This is a genomic window from Pseudomonas sp. 8 R 14 (assembly GCF_900005955.1).
Lineage (GTDB): Bacteria > Pseudomonadota > Gammaproteobacteria > Pseudomonadales > Pseudomonadaceae > Aquipseudomonas > Aquipseudomonas marginalis.
The window spans coordinates 236,390-251,848 of the sequence record NZ_CVTH01000092.1; the positions used below are offsets into that span (position 1 = coordinate 236,390).

At 60.3% G+C, this 15,459-nt stretch carries 20 protein-coding genes; 9 read left to right on the forward strand and 11 right to left on the reverse strand.

Annotated elements, in window-relative coordinates; translation table 11 throughout:
* Positions 1 to 102: 102 nt before the first annotated feature.
* The 4 genes from BFQ01_RS30685 (at position 103) to BFQ01_RS30700 (ending at position 1,742) form a co-directional block, all read left to right on the forward strand.
* Positions 103 to 285, forward strand: coding sequence for a type II toxin-antitoxin system HicA family toxin (locus BFQ01_RS30685; protein ID WP_003189411.1), 183 nt, complete (start codon positions 103 to 105; stop codon positions 283 to 285).
* A gap of 22 nt (positions 286 to 307) precedes the next feature.
* Positions 308 to 718: a type II toxin-antitoxin system HicB family antitoxin gene (locus BFQ01_RS30690; protein WP_027604351.1), complete on the forward strand. Its 411-nt coding sequence runs from the start codon at positions 308 to 310 to the stop codon at positions 716 to 718.
* An 88-nt stretch (positions 719 to 806) separates the two neighbouring features.
* Positions 807 to 1,148 (forward strand): hypothetical protein, encoded by a 342-nt coding sequence (locus BFQ01_RS30695; protein ID WP_065928236.1) that lies wholly within the window; start codon positions 807 to 809, stop codon positions 1,146 to 1,148.
* Positions 1,149 to 1,241: 93 nt separating this feature from the next.
* Positions 1,242 to 1,742 (forward strand): methylated-DNA--[protein]-cysteine S-methyltransferase, encoded by a 501-nt coding sequence (locus BFQ01_RS30700; RefSeq protein WP_065928237.1) that lies wholly within the window; start codon positions 1,242 to 1,244, stop codon positions 1,740 to 1,742.
* Here BFQ01_RS30700 and BFQ01_RS30705 read toward each other — a convergent pair whose 3' ends face one another.
* Complete coding sequence (locus BFQ01_RS30705; protein ID WP_065928238.1) at positions 1,743 to 2,525, reverse strand: GNAT family N-acetyltransferase; 783 nt, start codon at positions 2,523 to 2,525, stop codon at positions 1,743 to 1,745.
* 175 nt (positions 2,526 to 2,700) lie between these two features.
* Here BFQ01_RS30705 and BFQ01_RS30710 point away from each other — a divergent pair, with 175 nt between their 5' ends.
* On the forward strand, positions 2,701 to 3,126 hold the full coding sequence (locus tag BFQ01_RS30710) for a low affinity iron permease family protein (protein WP_027604355.1): 426 nt from the start codon (positions 2,701 to 2,703) through the stop codon (positions 3,124 to 3,126).
* Between the two features lie 54 nt (positions 3,127 to 3,180).
* On the opposite strand, the gene BFQ01_RS30715 is transcribed toward BFQ01_RS30710, so the two are convergent.
* The 3 genes from BFQ01_RS30715 to fos all read right to left on the reverse strand — a co-directional run bounded on the left by BFQ01_RS30715 (position 3,181) and on the right by fos (position 4,933).
* Positions 3,181 to 3,708: a DUF4142 domain-containing protein gene (locus tag BFQ01_RS30715; RefSeq protein WP_064451275.1), complete on the reverse strand. Its 528-nt coding sequence runs from the start codon at positions 3,706 to 3,708 to the stop codon at positions 3,181 to 3,183.
* A 118-nt stretch (positions 3,709 to 3,826) separates the two neighbouring features.
* Positions 3,827 to 4,468, reverse strand: a complete 642-nt coding sequence (locus BFQ01_RS30720) for a LysE family translocator (protein ID WP_065928239.1) — start codon at positions 4,466 to 4,468, stop codon at positions 3,827 to 3,829.
* A 54-nt stretch (positions 4,469 to 4,522) separates the two neighbouring features.
* Positions 4,523 to 4,933 (reverse strand): fosfomycin resistance glutathione transferase, encoded by a 411-nt coding sequence (fos, locus tag BFQ01_RS30725; protein WP_065928240.1) that lies wholly within the window; start codon positions 4,931 to 4,933, stop codon positions 4,523 to 4,525.
* 100 nt (positions 4,934 to 5,033) lie between these two features.
* Here fos and BFQ01_RS30730 point away from each other — a divergent pair, with 100 nt between their 5' ends.
* Both BFQ01_RS30730 and BFQ01_RS32040 read left to right on the forward strand, forming a co-directional pair.
* Complete coding sequence (locus BFQ01_RS30730; protein WP_065928241.1) at positions 5,034 to 5,273, forward strand: CopG family ribbon-helix-helix protein; 240 nt, start codon at positions 5,034 to 5,036, stop codon at positions 5,271 to 5,273.
* On the forward strand, positions 5,263 to 5,547 hold the full coding sequence (locus BFQ01_RS32040) for a type II toxin-antitoxin system RelE/ParE family toxin (protein ID WP_074844384.1): 285 nt from the start codon (positions 5,263 to 5,265) through the stop codon (positions 5,545 to 5,547). The genes BFQ01_RS30730 and BFQ01_RS32040 overlap by 11 nt, the downstream gene beginning before the upstream one ends.
* A gap of 7 nt (positions 5,548 to 5,554) precedes the next feature.
* Here BFQ01_RS32040 and BFQ01_RS30735 read toward each other — a convergent pair whose 3' ends face one another.
* A complete protein-coding gene (locus BFQ01_RS30735; protein ID WP_256097803.1) occupies positions 5,555 to 6,463 on the reverse strand; it encodes a LysR family transcriptional regulator in 909 nt (302 codons plus the stop codon).
* Positions 6,464 to 6,540: 77 nt separating this feature from the next.
* Between BFQ01_RS30735 and BFQ01_RS30740 the strand changes: the two genes are divergently transcribed.
* Complete coding sequence (locus BFQ01_RS30740) at positions 6,541 to 7,029, forward strand: DMT family transporter (protein ID WP_065928243.1); 489 nt, start codon at positions 6,541 to 6,543, stop codon at positions 7,027 to 7,029.
* Here the strand turns inward: BFQ01_RS30740 and BFQ01_RS30745 are convergent, their stop codons facing one another.
* The 5 genes from BFQ01_RS30745 to BFQ01_RS30765 form a co-directional block, all read right to left on the reverse strand.
* Positions 7,030 to 8,361 carry an MFS transporter gene (locus BFQ01_RS30745; RefSeq protein ID WP_065928244.1) on the reverse strand — a complete coding sequence of 444 codons (1,332 nt, stop codon included), beginning with the start codon at positions 8,359 to 8,361 and terminating at the stop codon, positions 7,030 to 7,032. It abuts the gene before it with no gap.
* Between the two features lie 59 nt (positions 8,362 to 8,420).
* Positions 8,421 to 9,362 carry a hydroxymethylglutaryl-CoA lyase gene (locus tag BFQ01_RS30750; protein ID WP_065928245.1) on the reverse strand — a complete coding sequence of 314 codons (942 nt, stop codon included), beginning with the start codon at positions 9,360 to 9,362 and terminating at the stop codon, positions 8,421 to 8,423.
* On the reverse strand, positions 9,359 to 10,552 hold the full coding sequence (locus BFQ01_RS30755; RefSeq protein ID WP_065928246.1) for a CaiB/BaiF CoA transferase family protein: 1,194 nt from the start codon (positions 10,550 to 10,552) through the stop codon (positions 9,359 to 9,361). Before BFQ01_RS30755 ends, BFQ01_RS30750 begins: the two co-directional genes overlap by 4 nt.
* 68 nt (positions 10,553 to 10,620) lie before the next feature.
* A complete protein-coding gene (locus BFQ01_RS30760) occupies positions 10,621 to 11,550 on the reverse strand; it encodes a LysR family transcriptional regulator (protein WP_065928247.1) in 930 nt (309 codons plus the stop codon).
* A complete protein-coding gene (locus BFQ01_RS30765) occupies positions 11,550 to 12,224 on the reverse strand; it encodes an NAD(P)H-binding protein (RefSeq protein WP_065928248.1) in 675 nt (224 codons plus the stop codon). The genes BFQ01_RS30760 and BFQ01_RS30765 overlap by 1 nt, the downstream gene beginning before the upstream one ends.
* Before the next feature lie 901 nt (positions 12,225 to 13,125).
* Here BFQ01_RS30765 and BFQ01_RS30770 point away from each other — a divergent pair.
* Complete coding sequence (locus tag BFQ01_RS30770) at positions 13,126 to 14,313, forward strand: MFS transporter (protein ID WP_065928249.1); 1,188 nt, start codon at positions 13,126 to 13,128, stop codon at positions 14,311 to 14,313.
* Here the strand turns inward: BFQ01_RS30770 and yiaY are convergent.
* Entirely contained in the window at positions 14,280 to 15,428 is a 1,149-nt protein-coding gene (yiaY, locus tag BFQ01_RS30775; protein ID WP_065928250.1) for an L-threonine dehydrogenase, read from the reverse strand. The genes BFQ01_RS30770 and yiaY overlap by 34 nt on opposite strands.
* Between the last annotated feature and the right edge of the window lie 31 nt (positions 15,429 to 15,459).

A 15,459-nucleotide genomic window follows, 5' to 3' on the forward strand; every position in this document is an offset into this window, starting at 1 on the left:
CCATCTGCCGAAATGCCGGTCATCGAAGACCGGTAGGTAGAGTGTTGATAATTTATTTTCAGTGGTTATAGTCACCACCAACACACACCACAAGGAGGTGCTGTGGATAGCCGATACTTGATAGGTCACATCGTCGCAGACGGCTGGTATCTGGTGCGCATCAGAGGCAGTCATCACCACTTCAAGCACCCGACGAAGCCTGGCTTGGTGACGATCCCCCATCCAAAGAAAGACCTGTTGGACAAGACCGCCAAGAGCATTTTGAAACAAGCTCTGTTGAGTTAATCGTCCCTGGAGAACAACGAACATGCTGTACCCCATCGCAATTTCAACTGGTGACCACGATCACGCCTGGGGCGTGGAAGTCCCGGATATTCCCGGTTGCTACTCTGCCGGTGACGATCTGGACGACGCCATGGCCATGGCGCGCGAAGCCATCGAAGGGCACTTCGAAATCCTCGCGGAAGACGGCGCGCCGATCCCGAGCGCCCAGAAGGTCACCGTGCATGCCGCCAACCCTCAGTACGCCGGCTGCACTTGGGCGGTTGTAGACATCGATGTCACCAAGTACCTGGGCAAGGCGCAAAAACTCAACATCACATTGCCGGGCTACCTGCTCAACCGCATCGATGAATATGTACTGCACCACCCGGAGGAAAAAAGCCGCTCCGGCTTCCTCGCGTCGGCGGCGCTCAAGGTGCTGCAACAGGATCGGTAGCTGCAACGGGAGCAAAGTCTGAATGCGGCACTGCATCCATAGCGTGATGATGTCGCTTCATTGAGCTTGCGACCCCAGGGTTATTGCCATGATTGAACCCAAACAACCCACATCCACACCTGTACTGCGCCAAGTGCTCGGCTGGGTGCTGGTGTTGCCACTGCTGGTCGCGCTGGTGCGGCTTCCGTATCCCTTGGGGCTGGGGCTGGCGCTCGGATCAATCGCCGCGTCCGTCTACGGCGTAGGGTTTGCCAGGCGCCATGCCAGCCGAGGCGTGACCGTATTCGCTGCAATCGTCACGCTGTTCAATCTGATTTCCCTGGTCGCCATCGGGGAGGCCTCAGTCATCATGGGGCTCTACAGGATTTCCTGGTTCTACTGGTACCCGTACTATTCCAACTGGGTTTACTGGAATGTCCAAGGCCAGTAAGAATTCCACCGCAAGAAACGTAGTGTTCAGTCCGGCGGATGGCAATACCGTAGGCCTGTAGCGTTTAACAACTGCCCCTCGAGGAGCCCGCTCATGCCTTACGAATACAAGCTCATGCCTTCCCCTGTCGGTGAGCTCACCCTGGTGGCGCGCGATGGCAAGCTCAGTGCCATCCTGTGGGAAGTCGAGCGCGCCAACCGTGTGCGCCTGGGTCAATTGCACGAAGCCAACGACAGCCCGGTGCTGTTGGAAACCGAGCGCCAGTTGAAGGAGTACTTTGCGGGGACTCGCCACACATTCGACCTGGAACTGGATTTCACCGGTACCGCCTTTCAGAAGCAGGTCTGGCAGGCGCTGCTGACTATTCCTTTTGGCGAAACCCGCAGCTACAGCCAGATCGCCCGGCAGATCGGCAACCCGAAAGCCGTACGTGCCGTGGGCGCTGCCAATGGGCGCAATCCTATCTCGATCATTGCGCCGTGCCATCGAGTGATTGGTGCCTCCGGCACCTTGACCGGGTTTGCCGGAGGACTCGACGCCAAGCAGTATCTGTTGACGCTTGAGGACCGCAGCCAGGTGAAAATGAGCTTCTGATCAGGCGATTGCAACCGGCCCCCGAGTAAAAGCCTGGTAATCGAATAAGCCTTCGAAACCCAGCTTGCGATACAGCGAGATCCCCTCCATCGTCGCTTCAAGAAAACAGCGCCGGGCCCCCAGGCTTGCAGCGTGAAGAAGGGCGGCTTGAAGCAATCGTGTGCCATAACCTCTTGCGCGAAAATCCACGAGCGTGCCGAAATCGCTAAGCCGTGCCTCCCCATTCCACATGGATAAAGTCAACGAACACCTCACCTGCCCCTCGGTGGAAAGGATGAAGTGGTGAAGCGATTGGCCCGCTTCAAGAGCCCGCTGGTGCCGGGCTTGATAACGTGCAACACCCTCGGGCGCCATCGAAAACGCATTGCCAAGGGGAACTGCCCAGTGGGCCAGGTTCCGAGTCAAGCTGATCTGCACCGAGCGGTCATCCGTAGATGAAACAAAGCCCGACAGATCGAGGACCATCGCAGTGGTCTTTTCGGCAGGCTGAAAACCCAGCCCGATGAGGGCCTCGGCTACCGCACCGACCTTTTCCTCATGAATCACGACGCGCGTATCCAGAAAGATACGACGAAGCAAGTCCAGGGGCGCTGCCATAGCCCCCCCCATCGGGGCACTGCCGACTCGGATAAACAGCAGGTTCCACGGGTCGAAATATTCGCCGGTAAAGTAAGCGTTGATACAAGCGTTGTAGTGGCGATGCTGCGAGCACGTCGCGGCGAAATAATGATCTTCGGTCTGGTGATAAAACGTAGGCAGGTCGCAGGCGGTATCAGCGTGCATGGGAATTTCCGCATAAAAACCCAGTCTTGCGCCTATCGCTGCAGAGCGCCGTAGGCTCACTCCTAAGAACCCTGCAGAAAACGCACAATGTTGTTCACACCCTAAGTTGTAAAAAGAAATTTCAGAGCGTGCCTGTGGTCAGTATTTTCATCACTCACCTTTAAGGAAAACGGTCATGAAATTCTCTGCAGTCTCACAATCCCTGTCCCGTTGGGCAGGCAGTGCCCGGACGTTCTATGCGGCGGTCGCGTTGATTTTCCTGTGGAGCTTGAGCGGTCCGTACTTCCACTACAACGACACCTGGCAGTTGATCATCAACACTTCGACCACCATCATCACCTTCCTGATGGTGTTCCTGATCCAGAACACGCAAAACCGCGATAACGACATCCTGCACATCAAGATCGATGAACTGCTGCGGGTCTCCAAGGATGCGCAGAACGCCGTGCTGAGCCTGGATGGCCTGGACCGCAAGGAGCTGGAAAAACTGCGCCAGGAATACCGCAGCATCGGCAACACCGGCACCGTAAGCCTGAACAGCAGTTGCGGCCACGCGGCCGATGACGCGGCCCCGAACAAAACCGACCTGAACCAGGCGTAAAAAAACGGCGGTTGGACATGATCCAACCGCCGTTTTTCATATCAAGCGAAGGGCTCAACCGTCGCCTTGATGGCCCTTACCGTAGGTCGAGGCCAGGGCTCGGGCCTTTTGCAGACGTTCTTCCAGCCTGGGCAGCGTCTCATCCACCAGTGCCTTGATTTCCGGCACATCCGAGGCCGCCCCTTCGCGCTTGAACAGGGCAATGGCGTCTTCGTTTTCCTTCACTTGCTGCGCGGTGTAGGCCGCGTCGAAGGAGTCGCCGTCCTTGAGTTCGGGCATCAGGGTTTCGGCCTTGTCGACGATCTTCTCCCGTGGGGCCACTGGCAGGTCGAGCTTCTTGGCGATCGCCGCCAAATGCTGGTTGGCCAGGGTGCGCTCGTTGATCACCTCGATGGTGTAGTCCTTGATTTCCTGGGACGAGGTCTTGGCGTGGGCCATGCGACTGGTTTCGATATCGGCCATGCCTTTGGCCGAAGCCTGCTCGATGAATTCAGCAGGCGACTGGGCGAAAGCATTGCTGGCGCCGAGGCCCAGCAGCATCGCGAAACTGGCGGTGCGTAACCGGATAGCCATGCGGCTCATGATGGGTTCCTCCAGGGCAAAAATAGGTGCGGGGAAAGACACCTCGCCCTGAATTCGAATTTTCCGGGCGGCAAAGGTTTAGAAAAAACTTACCCGTGCGACGAACGGTCGTGGCCCGTCAGGCGGGTTTGCTGCCGAACAGGCCTGGCAGCGCATGGGCCAGGGCATTGATGGCGAAGCCGATAAACATCACGCCGCAGAGCCTGGTGATGAGGATTTCATGGCGCTGATACACGGTGCGCACCCGCTGGGCACCGACCACGCCGATCAGGATCGCGTAGGCCAACAGGCCACCGACGAAGCTCAGGAAGATCAACGCCGGCAGCATCGACCAGGTCAGCAATTCGGCGCGGCTGGACAGCAATGCAGTAAATGTCGCCACGGCCACCGGATACGCCTTGGGGTTGGTCAAGCCGAACAGGATGCCGTGCCAGAACGGATGCCGCGCCGCGCCCTGGGGGGCTTCACTGCTGCGACGCTGGGTACGAATCGCGCGCCAGCCGAGCCAGAACAGGTACAGCCCACTGAGCACGCCGAGCACATCGAACGCGCTGCTGCCGACTTCCCGCGCGCCCACAATCGCGATCAGCGCCGTACTGCACCACAGCACATCGCCGAGCAAGTGCCCGCACAGAAACCCCGCCCCGGCACGACGCCCCCGGGCGGCGCCGATGCCAAACACCGCCAATACGCCGGGGCCAGACGTAATACCGTAGATAAAACCCGAAGCGAGGACGGCGAGCAGCAAGGAGGGGGTCATGGGCGCGACTCTGACAAAACGTAGGAAGGTGGACGGATTCTGCACGTTCCTGCGCTATGGGTAAAACTTCATTCCCGCATAGGGATTGTCGCGGCAAGCCAACAGACGCGAAGCCAGGTCGCCGACATGGGCTTCGAGCTTATGGCCGTCGAGATCGAGGAAATAGAACGAGGCACCTTCGCTGCGATTGTCGCGCCACTCTTGCACCTTGGCGGCGCGCAGACGCGAGACCAGCGCAGCGAACTCACTCGTTGCGACTGTAAACGCATAGTGGGTGTAATCGGCCCCTGGCTTCGACTCGCGCAGCGGATCCAGCGACAGGCATAGCCATAGGCCCGGCAATGACAAATAGGCGCCGGAGTCCCAAGTAGCCTCGAGCTTGAGTTGCAACAACTCATGGTAAAACCCGACGCTGCGCTGCAAATCGGTGACCGACAGGGTCAAGTGATTGAGGCCTGAGAGCATGAGCATTTTCCTTATCGGATCCCCCTGACGAACGGGGGTAAATCGTGAAGAGATGACAATGTAGTATGTTGCACTACATATCACTACATCGAGGCTCCCCATGTCTGTTATGTCCCTACGCATACCCGAAGACATCGCCGCCACGCTTGCCAGTCTCGCCAAGGCGACCGGGCGCAGCAAATCCTTTCTCGCAGTCGATGCATTACGCGAATATTTGACGCGCGAAGCGTGGCAAATCGAAGAAATTCAAAAAGCATTGAAAGAAGCAGACGCAGGCGAGTTCGCAACGGCTGCGGAAGTAAAAGCCGTCGCCGATAAATGGCGCACCAATGCAGGTTGAGTGGCTGAGGACAGCCCTCAAGAACCTTGATGATGAAGCCGCGTACATTGCGCAGGAAAATCCCAAAGCCGCCCATGAGTTCGTCCAGGCCATCATGGTTGGGCTAGGACATGTCGCTGAATTTCCTGCAGTGGGAAAGGAAGGTCGAGTGCCAGGAACGCGGGAGTGGGTAGTGCCTCGATGGCCTTACATCGTTCCCTACCGGATTCGAGATGGACGATTACAAGTGATGCGAATTTTTCATACACGTCGCCAGCCACCGACATCCTGGTAGCAACCATTCAGCCCTGTAACCCTCCCTGCACTCGCCCAATCAACCACTGCAACCCCGAATCCCCGCCTCGTCGCGCATGCCACGCCAGTTCAAAGGTAAACGACGGAATATGAAACGGCGGCGCCACGGCGACCAGATGCGGGTGATCAATATTCAGCAAGCCTCGCGACGATACGGTGAGAATCAAGTCCGTGCCCTCAATCAACTGCGGCGCCACGCCCCAGTGCGGCAGGCTGATCGCCACGTGCCGTCGTTCACGAATCGCCGTCAGCGCCCGTTCGATTTCCGGCGCGCCGCTGCCGCGCATTTCCAGCAGTACGTGGGGACGCGACAGATACGTGGGCAGGTCGAGCACACCGTTGTGCGGCAGGCTGTTGCGGTCCAGCAGGCAGGTGTAATGCTCTTCGAACAACGGCGCAGTGCGCAGCTCGGCGGGCATGTCGGGGAAGACACCGGCAGCCAGGTCCAGATCACCATTGAGCACACCGTCGACCATGCCTTCGCGGCTGGCCTGGATGATTTGCAGGTCGATACCGGGCGCCTCACGCCGCAGGACGCGGACCAGACCCGGCAGGAAAATCGCCGCACTGTAGTCCGACATCGCCACGCGAAACCGGCGCTTGGCCGATGCCGGGTCAAAGCGATTCGGCGCCAGCAGCGCCTGCACCTGGGCCAGGGCTTCAGCCAATGGCGCCGCCAACTCCAGGGCACGGGCCGTGGGCACTAACATGCCGCCCTGGCGTACCAGCAACGGGTCACCCAATAAATCGCGCAAGCGCGCCAGCGCGTGGCTCACTGCCGGCTGGCTGAGGTGCAAACGCTCGGCGGCGCGGGTGACGTGTTGCTCACTGAGCAAGGCGTCAAGGACCACCAACAGGTTAAGGTCGATGCGGCGCAGATCATTCATCAGCTGCATGTTCTGTATAAAAACTTGGAATTTAAATTTGCGTGACGAATAGCCTAGAGTCCAGCAAAACCTCTGGGAGATTCGCCATGACGACGTTGCATTGGGCCGGTTTTTTGTTATTGGCGGTGATCGCCGGGGCGGTAGTGCCGTTTCAAAGTTCGATCAATGCCAACCTCGGACGCGGCCTTGGGCATCCGTTGTGGGCCACCCTGGCGTCGCTGCTGGTGAGCATCCTCGTGCTGCTGCCGGTGATCGTGGCGCTGCGCCTGCCGCTGCCCGGCCTCGCATTTATCACCAAGGCGCCGCTGTGGATGTGGGCCGGGGGCGCGTTTGGCGTGTGCTTTATCGCGCTGGCGTTGACGCTGCTGCCCAAGCTGGGCGCGTCGGGATTTATCGCCCTGGCCATGGCCGGGCAAATTCTCGCGTCGCTGCTGCTGGATCACTTCGGCCTGTTTGGCTTGGCCGAGCGCTCACTGACAACGCCCCGAATCCTTGGCGCGTTGTTGTTGATGGGCGGCGTGGCGTTGATTCAGTTCAGCGCCACACCGGCCCGAGCGCTGACAAACGCCGGCTGATCAGGCCTTGTCGAGGGTGCGCAGCTTTTGCGGCAGGCCCCACAGCAGCAGCGCCGCCGCCAACAACGCGCACACGCCGATCACATAGAGTGCCGGGGTGGTGCTGCCGGTAAGGTCCTTGATCCGCCCCACCATCACCGGGCTGACAATCCCACCGAACTGCCCGAGGGTATTGATCACCGCAATCCCGCCCGCCGCGCCTGCGCCGGCACCGGCCAGCAACTTGGGCGGCAGGGTCCAGAAGGTCGGGATCGACGCGATGATGCCGGCGCCCAACATGCCCAGGGCGATGATCAGGAAGGTGGTGTGATCGGCAAAGATCCCGGCACTGAAGAAGCCCACCGCGCCCAGCACCACCAAGCCGCAGACAAACTTGCGGCGCTCGCCAGTCGCGTCCGACAGCCGCCCGATCACCACCATGCTGATCGCGCCGCACACATAGGGAATCGCGGTGAGCAGGCCGATCATCACCGGGCTTTGGGTGCCGGCGCTGCGGATCAGCTGCGGCGCCCAGAAGTTGAGGCCGTAAGACGCCACCTGGATCAGGAAGTAGATAAACCCAAGCATCAGGAAGCCGGGGATGCGGATCGCCGACAGCAGTGAGCCGCCATGTGTGTTCGGCTCATGCCGGGCAATACGGCTCGATAGCAGGGTCTTCTCCGCCGGCGTCAGCCAGTGCGCATCTTCGATACGGTCCTTGAGCAAGGTCAGCACCAGGAAGCCCAAGCCGATGCAGGGCAAGCCGCCGAGCAGGAACAGCCAGTGCCAGCCGCGCATCTGCAGCACGCCGTCGAGGTGTTCCAGCACCAGGCCGGAGAACGGCGCACCTACCAGGCCGGCAAAGGCGGACGCCAGGAACAGCATCGAGGTAATGCGCCCGCGGAAGTGCTGCGGGAACCACAACGTCAGGTAATACAGCACACCGGGCGCGAAGCCCGCCTCCATCGCACCGATGATGAAACGCAGGCCATAGAACTGCCATTCGGCGGTGACAAACACCATGGCCGCCGTGGCCAGGCCCCACGACATCATGATCCGCGCGATCCAGCGCCGCGCGCCGACCTTGTACAGCATCATGTTGCTCGGCACTTCAAAGATCACATACCCCACCACGAACAACCCGGCGCCCAGGCCGTAGGCGGTATCGCTCAGGCTGAGGTCGGCCTGCAGCTGGAACTTGGCAAAGCTGATGTTTATGCGGTCAAAAAACGCGAACAGGTAACACACCATGATCAGCGGCATCAGGCGCCAGGCGACCTTGCTGACCAGGGCTTTTTCGGCATCGATTTCAGCGGCCGGGCGCGCGCCGGCCTCCAACGTATTAGTGCTCATGGTTTCTCTCCAGCGGACTGCTCACAGGCGTCCGATTGTTTTTGTTGTCTGGTATGGCGTTACAAGGCGGCGATGTAGTCCGGCGGCGGATGCAGGTCGCAATTGCGCCCGGCCTTGGCCACCTGGCCGGGTAATTCATGGCCCAGCAAGGCCGGCAAGCGGCGGGACAGGCTCAGCAGGTGCGGCAGGTCGACTCCGGTGTGAATGCCGACCTCTTCACACAGGTTGACCAGGTCTTCGGTGCAGATATTGCCCGACGCCCCCGGCGCAAACGGGCACCCACCCAGGCCACCCAACGCCGCGTCAAAACGCCGTGCCCCGGCTTCGTAGGCGGCCAGCACATTGCACAGGCCCAGGCCGCGGGTGTTATGAAAATGCAGGGTCAGGTCGCTGGCGGGCACGCGTTGCAACACGCGCTTGACCAGGCGTTCCACCTGGCGCGGGTTGGCCATGCCGGTGGTGTCGGCAAGGCTGATGCCCTGGATGCCCAGTTGCAGATAGGCGTCGACCAGTTGCAGTACGCGGTCTTCATCGATCCTGCCTTCGAACGGGCAGCCAAAGGTGGTGGCGATGCTGCCGTTGAGGCGTACCGGGTGCCCGGCGGCAAAGCTGACGATCTCGCCGAATGCCGCCAACGACGCCTCGCACCGCATGCGCATATTCGCCAGGTTGTGGGTCTGGCTGGCCGACATCACCAGATTCAGTTCATCGGCGCGCGACTCGACGGCGCGCTGGGCGCCCTTGAGGTTAGGGATCAGCGCAACGTAGATCACACCGGCTTTACGCTCGATGCCCTGGAACACGTGTTCGCCATCGCGCAATGCAGGGATGGCCTTGGGCGACACGAAAGAACCGGCTTCGATCCGCGAAAACCCGGCCAGGGAAAGCTGGTCGATCAGGGCGATCTTGTCAGCGGTTTCAACCCAGGTCGGTTCGATTTGCAGGCCATCGCGCGGGGACACTTCCTGCACGATCAGCGGGTCGCAATAGTCAGTGATCATTGCACCACTCCCGAGGTTTTCAGGCGTTGAATGTCGGCAACCGTAAGGCCCAGGCTGCCGAGGATGTCATCAGTGTGCTGGCCCAGGCTCGGGCCCTGCCAGTTCACGGCGCCGGGGGTTTCCGAGAGCTTGGGCACGATGCCGGGCATCTTCACCGACACACCGCCCGGCAGCTCGGCATTGAGCAACATGTCGCGCGCCTGGTAGTGCGGGTCGCTGACGATATCGGCCACGGAGTAGATGCGCCCGGCCGGCACTTCGGCGGCTTCCAGGGCGCTGAGCACCTGCTCGATAGGCAGGCTGCTGGTCCAGTGGGTGATGGCGGCATCGAGCAAAGCGCTTTTCGCCGCACGACCATCGTTGTGGGCGAATTCGGCGGCTTCGGCCAGGTCGGCACGGCCGATGGTGGTCATCAGGCGCTTGTAGATCGGGTCGCTGTTACCGGCGATCACCACATAGGCACCGTCGGCGGTCAGGTAGGTATTCGAAGGTGCGATACCGGGCAAGGCACCGCCGCTGCGCTCACGCACGTGGCCGAGCATGTCGTATTCGGGCACCAGGCTTTCCATCAGGTTGAACACGCTTTCCGCCAGGGACACATCGACAATCTGCCCGTCGCCCTGGCCGGTCTTGACCCGTAACAACGCCATCAGCGCGCCGATCACGCCATGCAACGACGCCAGGGAGTCGCCGAGGCTGACGCCGACCCGAGCCGGGGGCGAATCGGGGTTGCCGGTGGTGTAGCGAATCCCGCCCATGGCTTCGCCGATGGCACCGAAACCAGGGCGGTCGCGGTACGGGCCGGTCTGGCCGTAGCCGGAGATACGCACCAGGGTCAGCTTGGGGTTGAGCGCGTGCAGTACGTCCCAGCCCAGGCCGAGTTTTTCCAGGCCACCGGGGCGCAGGTTTTCGATCAGCACATCGGCGTCGCCGAGCAGCTGCTTGATCAGGTCCAGGCCTTCAGCGGACTTGAGGTCCAGCGCCAGGGATTTCTTGTTGCGCGATTGCAGGTACCACCACAGCGAGGTGCCTTCATGCAGCTTTCGCCATTTACGAAGTGGATCGCCCTGCCCCAGGGCTTCGATCTTGATCACCTCGGCACCGAACTCGGCCATCAGCCGGGCGGCGAACGGCGCGGCAATCAGCGTGCCGATCTCGATCACCTTGATACCGCTCAAGGGAGCCGTCATGGGGTGTACCTCTTATTCTTGGAATGTGCAGCCAAGGCTAGAGGACAGGGACAGGAAAAATCCAACCGTCAGTTGGCAAGGAGCGTTCGCTGAATGCGAACGCTCAGGTAATCGAACAGCAGCCGGCTCACGGGTGACAACTGCGCCTCATCGCGCACCACCAGGATCAAACTGCGGTCCGACCAGGCATCGGTCAGTGGCACGGCATGCAGGCCCAGGGCACGGCCAAACAACTCATAGGCCTTCAGCGGCAGGATGCCGATGCCCATGTTCGCCTGGACCATCCGGCACATCGCATCAAAGCCCGGCACATGAATACGCAGGCGCAGTGTCTTGCCGGCCTCGCGCGCGGCGGCGTGGGTGCGCATGTTGATCGAGCTGGCGGCGTGCAGGCCCACGTAGTCACTGTCCAGGGTCTCGGCGAAGGCCAGGCTTTCGCGCGGCGCCAACGGGTGATCCGCCGGCATCAATACCACCAGTTTGTCGTGGCGATAGGTCACGCTGGGCAGGCCCTTGGTGTCGGTATCACTGGAGCAGATCCCCAGGTCCGCCACCCCATCCAGCACACCTTGCACCACGCCATTGCTGGGGCGCTCTTCAAGGTCGGTTTTCACTTCAGGGTGCAGCTCGGAAAAATCCCGCAAGTCTTCTGGAAGAAACTGAATAATCGCCGAGAGATTGGCCAGCATCCGCACGTAACCGCGCACGCCGTGGCTGTGCTCGCCAAGCTCCAGGCCCATTTTTTCCACGTTGAACAGCATCTGCCGGGCATGATGCAGCAGGGTTTCGCCGGCGGCGGTGAGGTCCATGCCCTTGGCCCGTCGCACGAACAGGCTCACCCCCAGCACCTGCTCCAGCTCCATCAAACGCTTGCTGGCTGCCGACACGGCGATGGCTTCGCGGGCGGCGGCGCGGGTCAGGGTGCCCTCTTCGAACACCGCGACGAACAGCTGCAGGGTGATCAAGTCAAGGCGACGCACCAGGCTCTTGTGCAACATCAGGCGCGCTCGGACGCCAGGCGATTGATCTCGGCCTGTTCCACAACCGATTGCGGCGCGCCATGGCGCACCGCCGCGAGCATCGCCCGGCCGACAGTCTCCGTGCTCACCACCCAGCCCGGCTTGACCCGACGCACCAACGACAGCACTGGCCCGAGCACGGAATAGAAGGCTTGATACAACGGCGTCTTCGAGCGCACACCGTGCAGCGGCTGAATGATCCCCGGCCGGAACAGGTACACCGCCTTGAACGGCAGGCGCAGCAGGGCATTCTCGGTCTTGCCCTTGACCCGCGCCCACATCGACTTGCCCGCCTCGGAGCTGTCGGTACCGGCGCCGGACACGTAGATGAACGTCATTTGCGGATTAAGCCGCGCCAGGGTGCTGGCGGCGACGAGGGTCAGGTCATAAGTGAGGTGGGTGTACTTGATTTCATTCAGGCCCGCCGAGGAGACGCCGAGGCAGAAGAAACACGCGTCAAACCCTTGCAGCAGGTTTTCCAGGGGTTGGAAATCCAGCATGTCGCTGTGCAACACCTGATGCAACTTGCCGTGTTCCCGGGTCAGGGGCGTGCGGCCGACGGCGACGACTTCCTGTACGTCAGCGGCCAGCAGGCACTCGCGCAGGACGCCCTGGCCGACCATGCCGGTGGCACCGAATAACAGAACTCTCATCAAGTACTCCCTTCATCCATTTGGTTTCGACTACCCAAGAGACAGGTCCTTGAAGGCCATCGTCACATCCGGCCGGTAAGTGGACACCTTACTCAATCCTGCGGGATACGACCTCAACAAAACGCGAACGCCCCCCACTGCTTTCATTCACCCATCGGCTGGATGTCCATTGGAACTTACAAAATGTAGGAACTTACTCACAACAAAATGTCCATCCAGAGTAGCCCGCATGGGAAATATCTGACTTACCCTATCAAAAACTTCCATTTACTGTTCCTGCCTTACCCAAGGACAGGTAAAGCAAGTGAGGAATATGCAATCAAAAACCCAGTCAACAAACTACAAGAAACCAATAGATCAGGCCGACATCACAGTCAGGTCGAATTTGCGAACTCAATGTAAAAGCTCAAGACAACAACCAACTTATCGATAAACATGAGCGAAAACCCTATCACTTCTGCACGACGTCATATCTCGGCCTGTTAAAGCCTCGTGCGCAGATGAAATAGAAGTAAAAATAGCGCCTCACAATGACACGTGCCGGATCGAAGACTTAGGCAAAAAACGTAAAAATTTCGCTTACTTCGCAGACGGCGCATACAGCATAAGGGATTAGCAGACATTGATAGCCTGCTCTATTTGAAAGCGGGTTACGGACTCTTCCTTTATCAGGATAACTGCCACGACCTGTCAGCATTTGGAGATCATTGCTTTATTCAAAGTTGAAAGACTTAATACAGGAACACAAAGACGCAAAATAAATTGCGCATCAACTATACCCAACCGCCACATACGCACTCTTACATCTCAGTGAGCATAAGTTTTAATCATTGTTCGTATCTATACAGAGGAAGCCATTTACGATGACGTACGCAGAACTTAAGGCGCAGGACGCCGCCCCTTGAAAAACACCACCCGTCTCGCCCTCGCTTGCTGCGCCGCCTTCCTCGCCCAAGTCGGCATTAGCAGCTATTTGCCCGCTGTGCCGGTCATCGCCCAGTCCCTGCTCGCCGCCGAGGACTACGTCGCACTGGCCCTGGCGGTGTACCTGATGGGCATGGCGCTGCCGATGTTGCTCTGGGGCAGCCTGGGGGAGCGTTTTGGCAGAAAGCCGGTCCTGTTGGCGGCGCTGGCGATATATGCCTCGGCAAGCGCGGCGATTCCATCGGCATTTAACGTCGAATCTTTTTTGTCATTACGGCTGATTCAGGGTTTGGGGGCGGGTGGAGTCGCGGTCATGGCCAGGGTGTTGGTGCGGGACAGTTTCAGCGGGGCGCTTTTGGCCAGGGGGTTGTCGTGGCTGGGGATGACGTTTGTGATCGCGCTAGGTATCGGCCAGTTCATGGGGTCGCTGTTGCAGGCAGCCTTCGGCTGGAAGGCCATTTTCTATGGGTTGGCAATAAGTGCTGTCACGTTGATTGCTGTGTTGCAAAGCGTGGTGTTTCCGTCAGCGAAGAAGGCTGATTCGCCAGACTCAGCCTGGCGGATCTACACCACGATTGTGCGTCATCCCCCCTTTCTACACGCAGCATTGGCCGGTGGGCTGGGCTATGGGGTGATCATTGCCTTCAACACCTGTGCACCGCTGATACTGCAAGGGCGTTTCGAGTGGAGCGCGGCGCAGTACGGCTGGCTGGGGTGGCCGATCAGCGGGGCCTATCTGGCGGGGGCGTTGATGGTCAACCGCTTCGTCGCGCGGATGGGGCGGTTGACGATGATGAGCTGGGGCGTGGGGCTGGCGTTAACGGGAGCGGCGCTGATGCTGTTGGGCAGTGTGTTTGCCAGCGGGATCGCGCTGTTGTTGTGGCTGCCCTATTGCCTGGCGATATTTGGGCAATCGATGAGTTACCCCATCAGTTTGTCACTGGCTAATGATCAGTCGTCGGTCGGCGGTTCCTATGCCATCGCCTTGAGCGGCTTCATGCATCAGTTGATGGCGGCGTTGATCGGCGGCGTAGCAAGCCTGCTGGTGAGTCAGCAGGCATGGCCATTGGCGCTCTTGTGCGTGGCGTTGGCTGGCGGCGCATTTATATGTGCCGCCAGTTGCCGGACAGATCAGAACGCGCTGCGAAAGATCTCCTCAATCTGACGCTGATCGGCGCGCCGTGGGTTGGTCAGCCCGCACGCGTCCTTCAATGCATTGGTAGCCAGCAGCGGAATGTCCTGCAACTTGGCCCCCAGTTCGCGCAGGCCGGCGGGGATTTCAACGTCCTGGGACAACGCTCGAATAGCCGCGATGGCCGCCTGAGCCCCCTCTTCCACAGTAATACCCTGGGTGTCCGCGCCCAGCGCGCGGCCGACATCGCTCAAGCGCTTGGCACTGACGCTGGCATTGAAGCTTTGCACATGGGGCAGCAGCACCGCGTTGCACACGCCGTGAGGCAGGTCGTAGAGACCGCCGAGTTGGTGGGCCATGGCATGCACGAAACCCAGGGAGGCATTGTTGAACGCCATGCCTGCGAGGAACTGGGCATAGGCCATGTTTTCCCGCGCGGCCTTGTCGCTGCCGTCGCGTACGGCCAGGCGCAGGTTGGCGCTGATCAGTTCGATGGCCTTGATCGCGCAGGCGTCAGTGATCGGAGTGGCCGCCGTGGACACGTAGGCTTCGATGGCGTGGGTCAGGGCGTCCATGCCGGTGGCGGCGGTGAGGCCCTTGGGCATGCCGACCATCAGACTCGGGTCGTTGACCGACAGCAGTGGCGTGACGTTGCGGTCGACGATAGCCATTTTCACGTGGCGGGTTTCGTCGGTGATGATGCAGAAACGCGTCATCTCGCTGGCGGTGCCGGCGGTGGTGTTGATCGCCACCAAGGGCATCTGCGGCTTGCTGGATTGGTCGACGCCTTCGTAGTCGCTGATATGCCCGCCGTTGGTGGCGCACAGGGCGATGCCCTTGGCACAGTCATGGGGCGAACCGCCGCCCAGGGACACTACGAAATCGCAGGCGCTCTGCTGCAGCAACGCCAGGCCTTTCTCGACGTTTTCCACATTGGGGTTGGGCTTGGCGCCGTCGTAGACCACCGAATCGATGTCCTGCATCGCCAACTTCTCGGCGATCATGCTGGCCACGCCCGCCTTGGCCAGGCCTGCGTCGGTGACGATCAGCGCTTTGCGAAAACCGTAGTTGCGAATGGCGTTCATGGCTTCGTCGAGGCAGTCGGTGCCCATGATGTTGACGGCGGGAATGAAGAAGGTGCTGCTCATGGCGAATCCTCGGATGACGTGTATGCCTACA

Excerpts from the sequence above, each read along its gene's own strand:
- BFQ01_RS32040 (WP_074844384.1), top strand. The coding sequence starts at position 5,263 with ATGCAGGTTGAGTGGCTGAGGACAGCCCTCAAGAACCTTGATGATGAA.
- BFQ01_RS30705 (WP_065928238.1), bottom strand. The coding sequence starts at position 2,525 with ATGCACGCTGATACCGCCTGCGACCTGCCTACGTTTTATCACCAGACC.
- BFQ01_RS30720 (WP_065928239.1), bottom strand. The coding sequence starts at position 4,468 with ATGACCCCCTCCTTGCTGCTCGCCGTCCTCGCTTCGGGTTTTATCTAC.
- fos (WP_065928240.1), bottom strand. The coding sequence starts at position 4,933 with ATGCTCTCAGGCCTCAATCACTTGACCCTGTCGGTCACCGATTTGCAG.
- BFQ01_RS30765 (WP_065928248.1), bottom strand. The coding sequence starts at position 12,224 with ATGAGAGTTCTGTTATTCGGTGCCACCGGCATGGTCGGCCAGGGCGTC.
- BFQ01_RS30700 (WP_065928237.1), top strand. The coding sequence starts at position 1,242 with ATGCCTTACGAATACAAGCTCATGCCTTCCCCTGTCGGTGAGCTCACC.
- BFQ01_RS30710 (WP_027604355.1), top strand. The coding sequence starts at position 2,701 with ATGAAATTCTCTGCAGTCTCACAATCCCTGTCCCGTTGGGCAGGCAGT.
- BFQ01_RS30755 (WP_065928246.1), bottom strand. The coding sequence starts at position 10,552 with ATGACGGCTCCCTTGAGCGGTATCAAGGTGATCGAGATCGGCACGCTG.
- BFQ01_RS30745 (WP_065928244.1), bottom strand. The coding sequence starts at position 8,361 with ATGAGCACTAATACGTTGGAGGCCGGCGCGCGCCCGGCCGCTGAAATC.
- BFQ01_RS30690 (WP_027604351.1), top strand. The coding sequence starts at position 308 with ATGCTGTACCCCATCGCAATTTCAACTGGTGACCACGATCACGCCTGG.
- BFQ01_RS30730 (WP_065928241.1), top strand. The coding sequence starts at position 5,034 with ATGTCTGTTATGTCCCTACGCATACCCGAAGACATCGCCGCCACGCTT.
- yiaY (WP_065928250.1), bottom strand. The coding sequence starts at position 15,428 with ATGAGCAGCACCTTCTTCATTCCCGCCGTCAACATCATGGGCACCGAC.
- BFQ01_RS30715 (WP_064451275.1), bottom strand. The coding sequence starts at position 3,708 with ATGAGCCGCATGGCTATCCGGTTACGCACCGCCAGTTTCGCGATGCTG.
- BFQ01_RS30735 (WP_256097803.1), bottom strand. The coding sequence starts at position 6,463 with ATGCAGCTGATGAATGATCTGCGCCGCATCGACCTTAACCTGTTGGTG.
- BFQ01_RS30695 (WP_065928236.1), top strand. The coding sequence starts at position 807 with ATGATTGAACCCAAACAACCCACATCCACACCTGTACTGCGCCAAGTG.
- BFQ01_RS30760 (WP_065928247.1), bottom strand. The coding sequence starts at position 11,550 with ATGTTGCACAAGAGCCTGGTGCGTCGCCTTGACTTGATCACCCTGCAG.
- BFQ01_RS30750 (WP_065928245.1), bottom strand. The coding sequence starts at position 9,362 with ATGATCACTGACTATTGCGACCCGCTGATCGTGCAGGAAGTGTCCCCG.
- BFQ01_RS30740 (WP_065928243.1), top strand. The coding sequence starts at position 6,541 with ATGACGACGTTGCATTGGGCCGGTTTTTTGTTATTGGCGGTGATCGCC.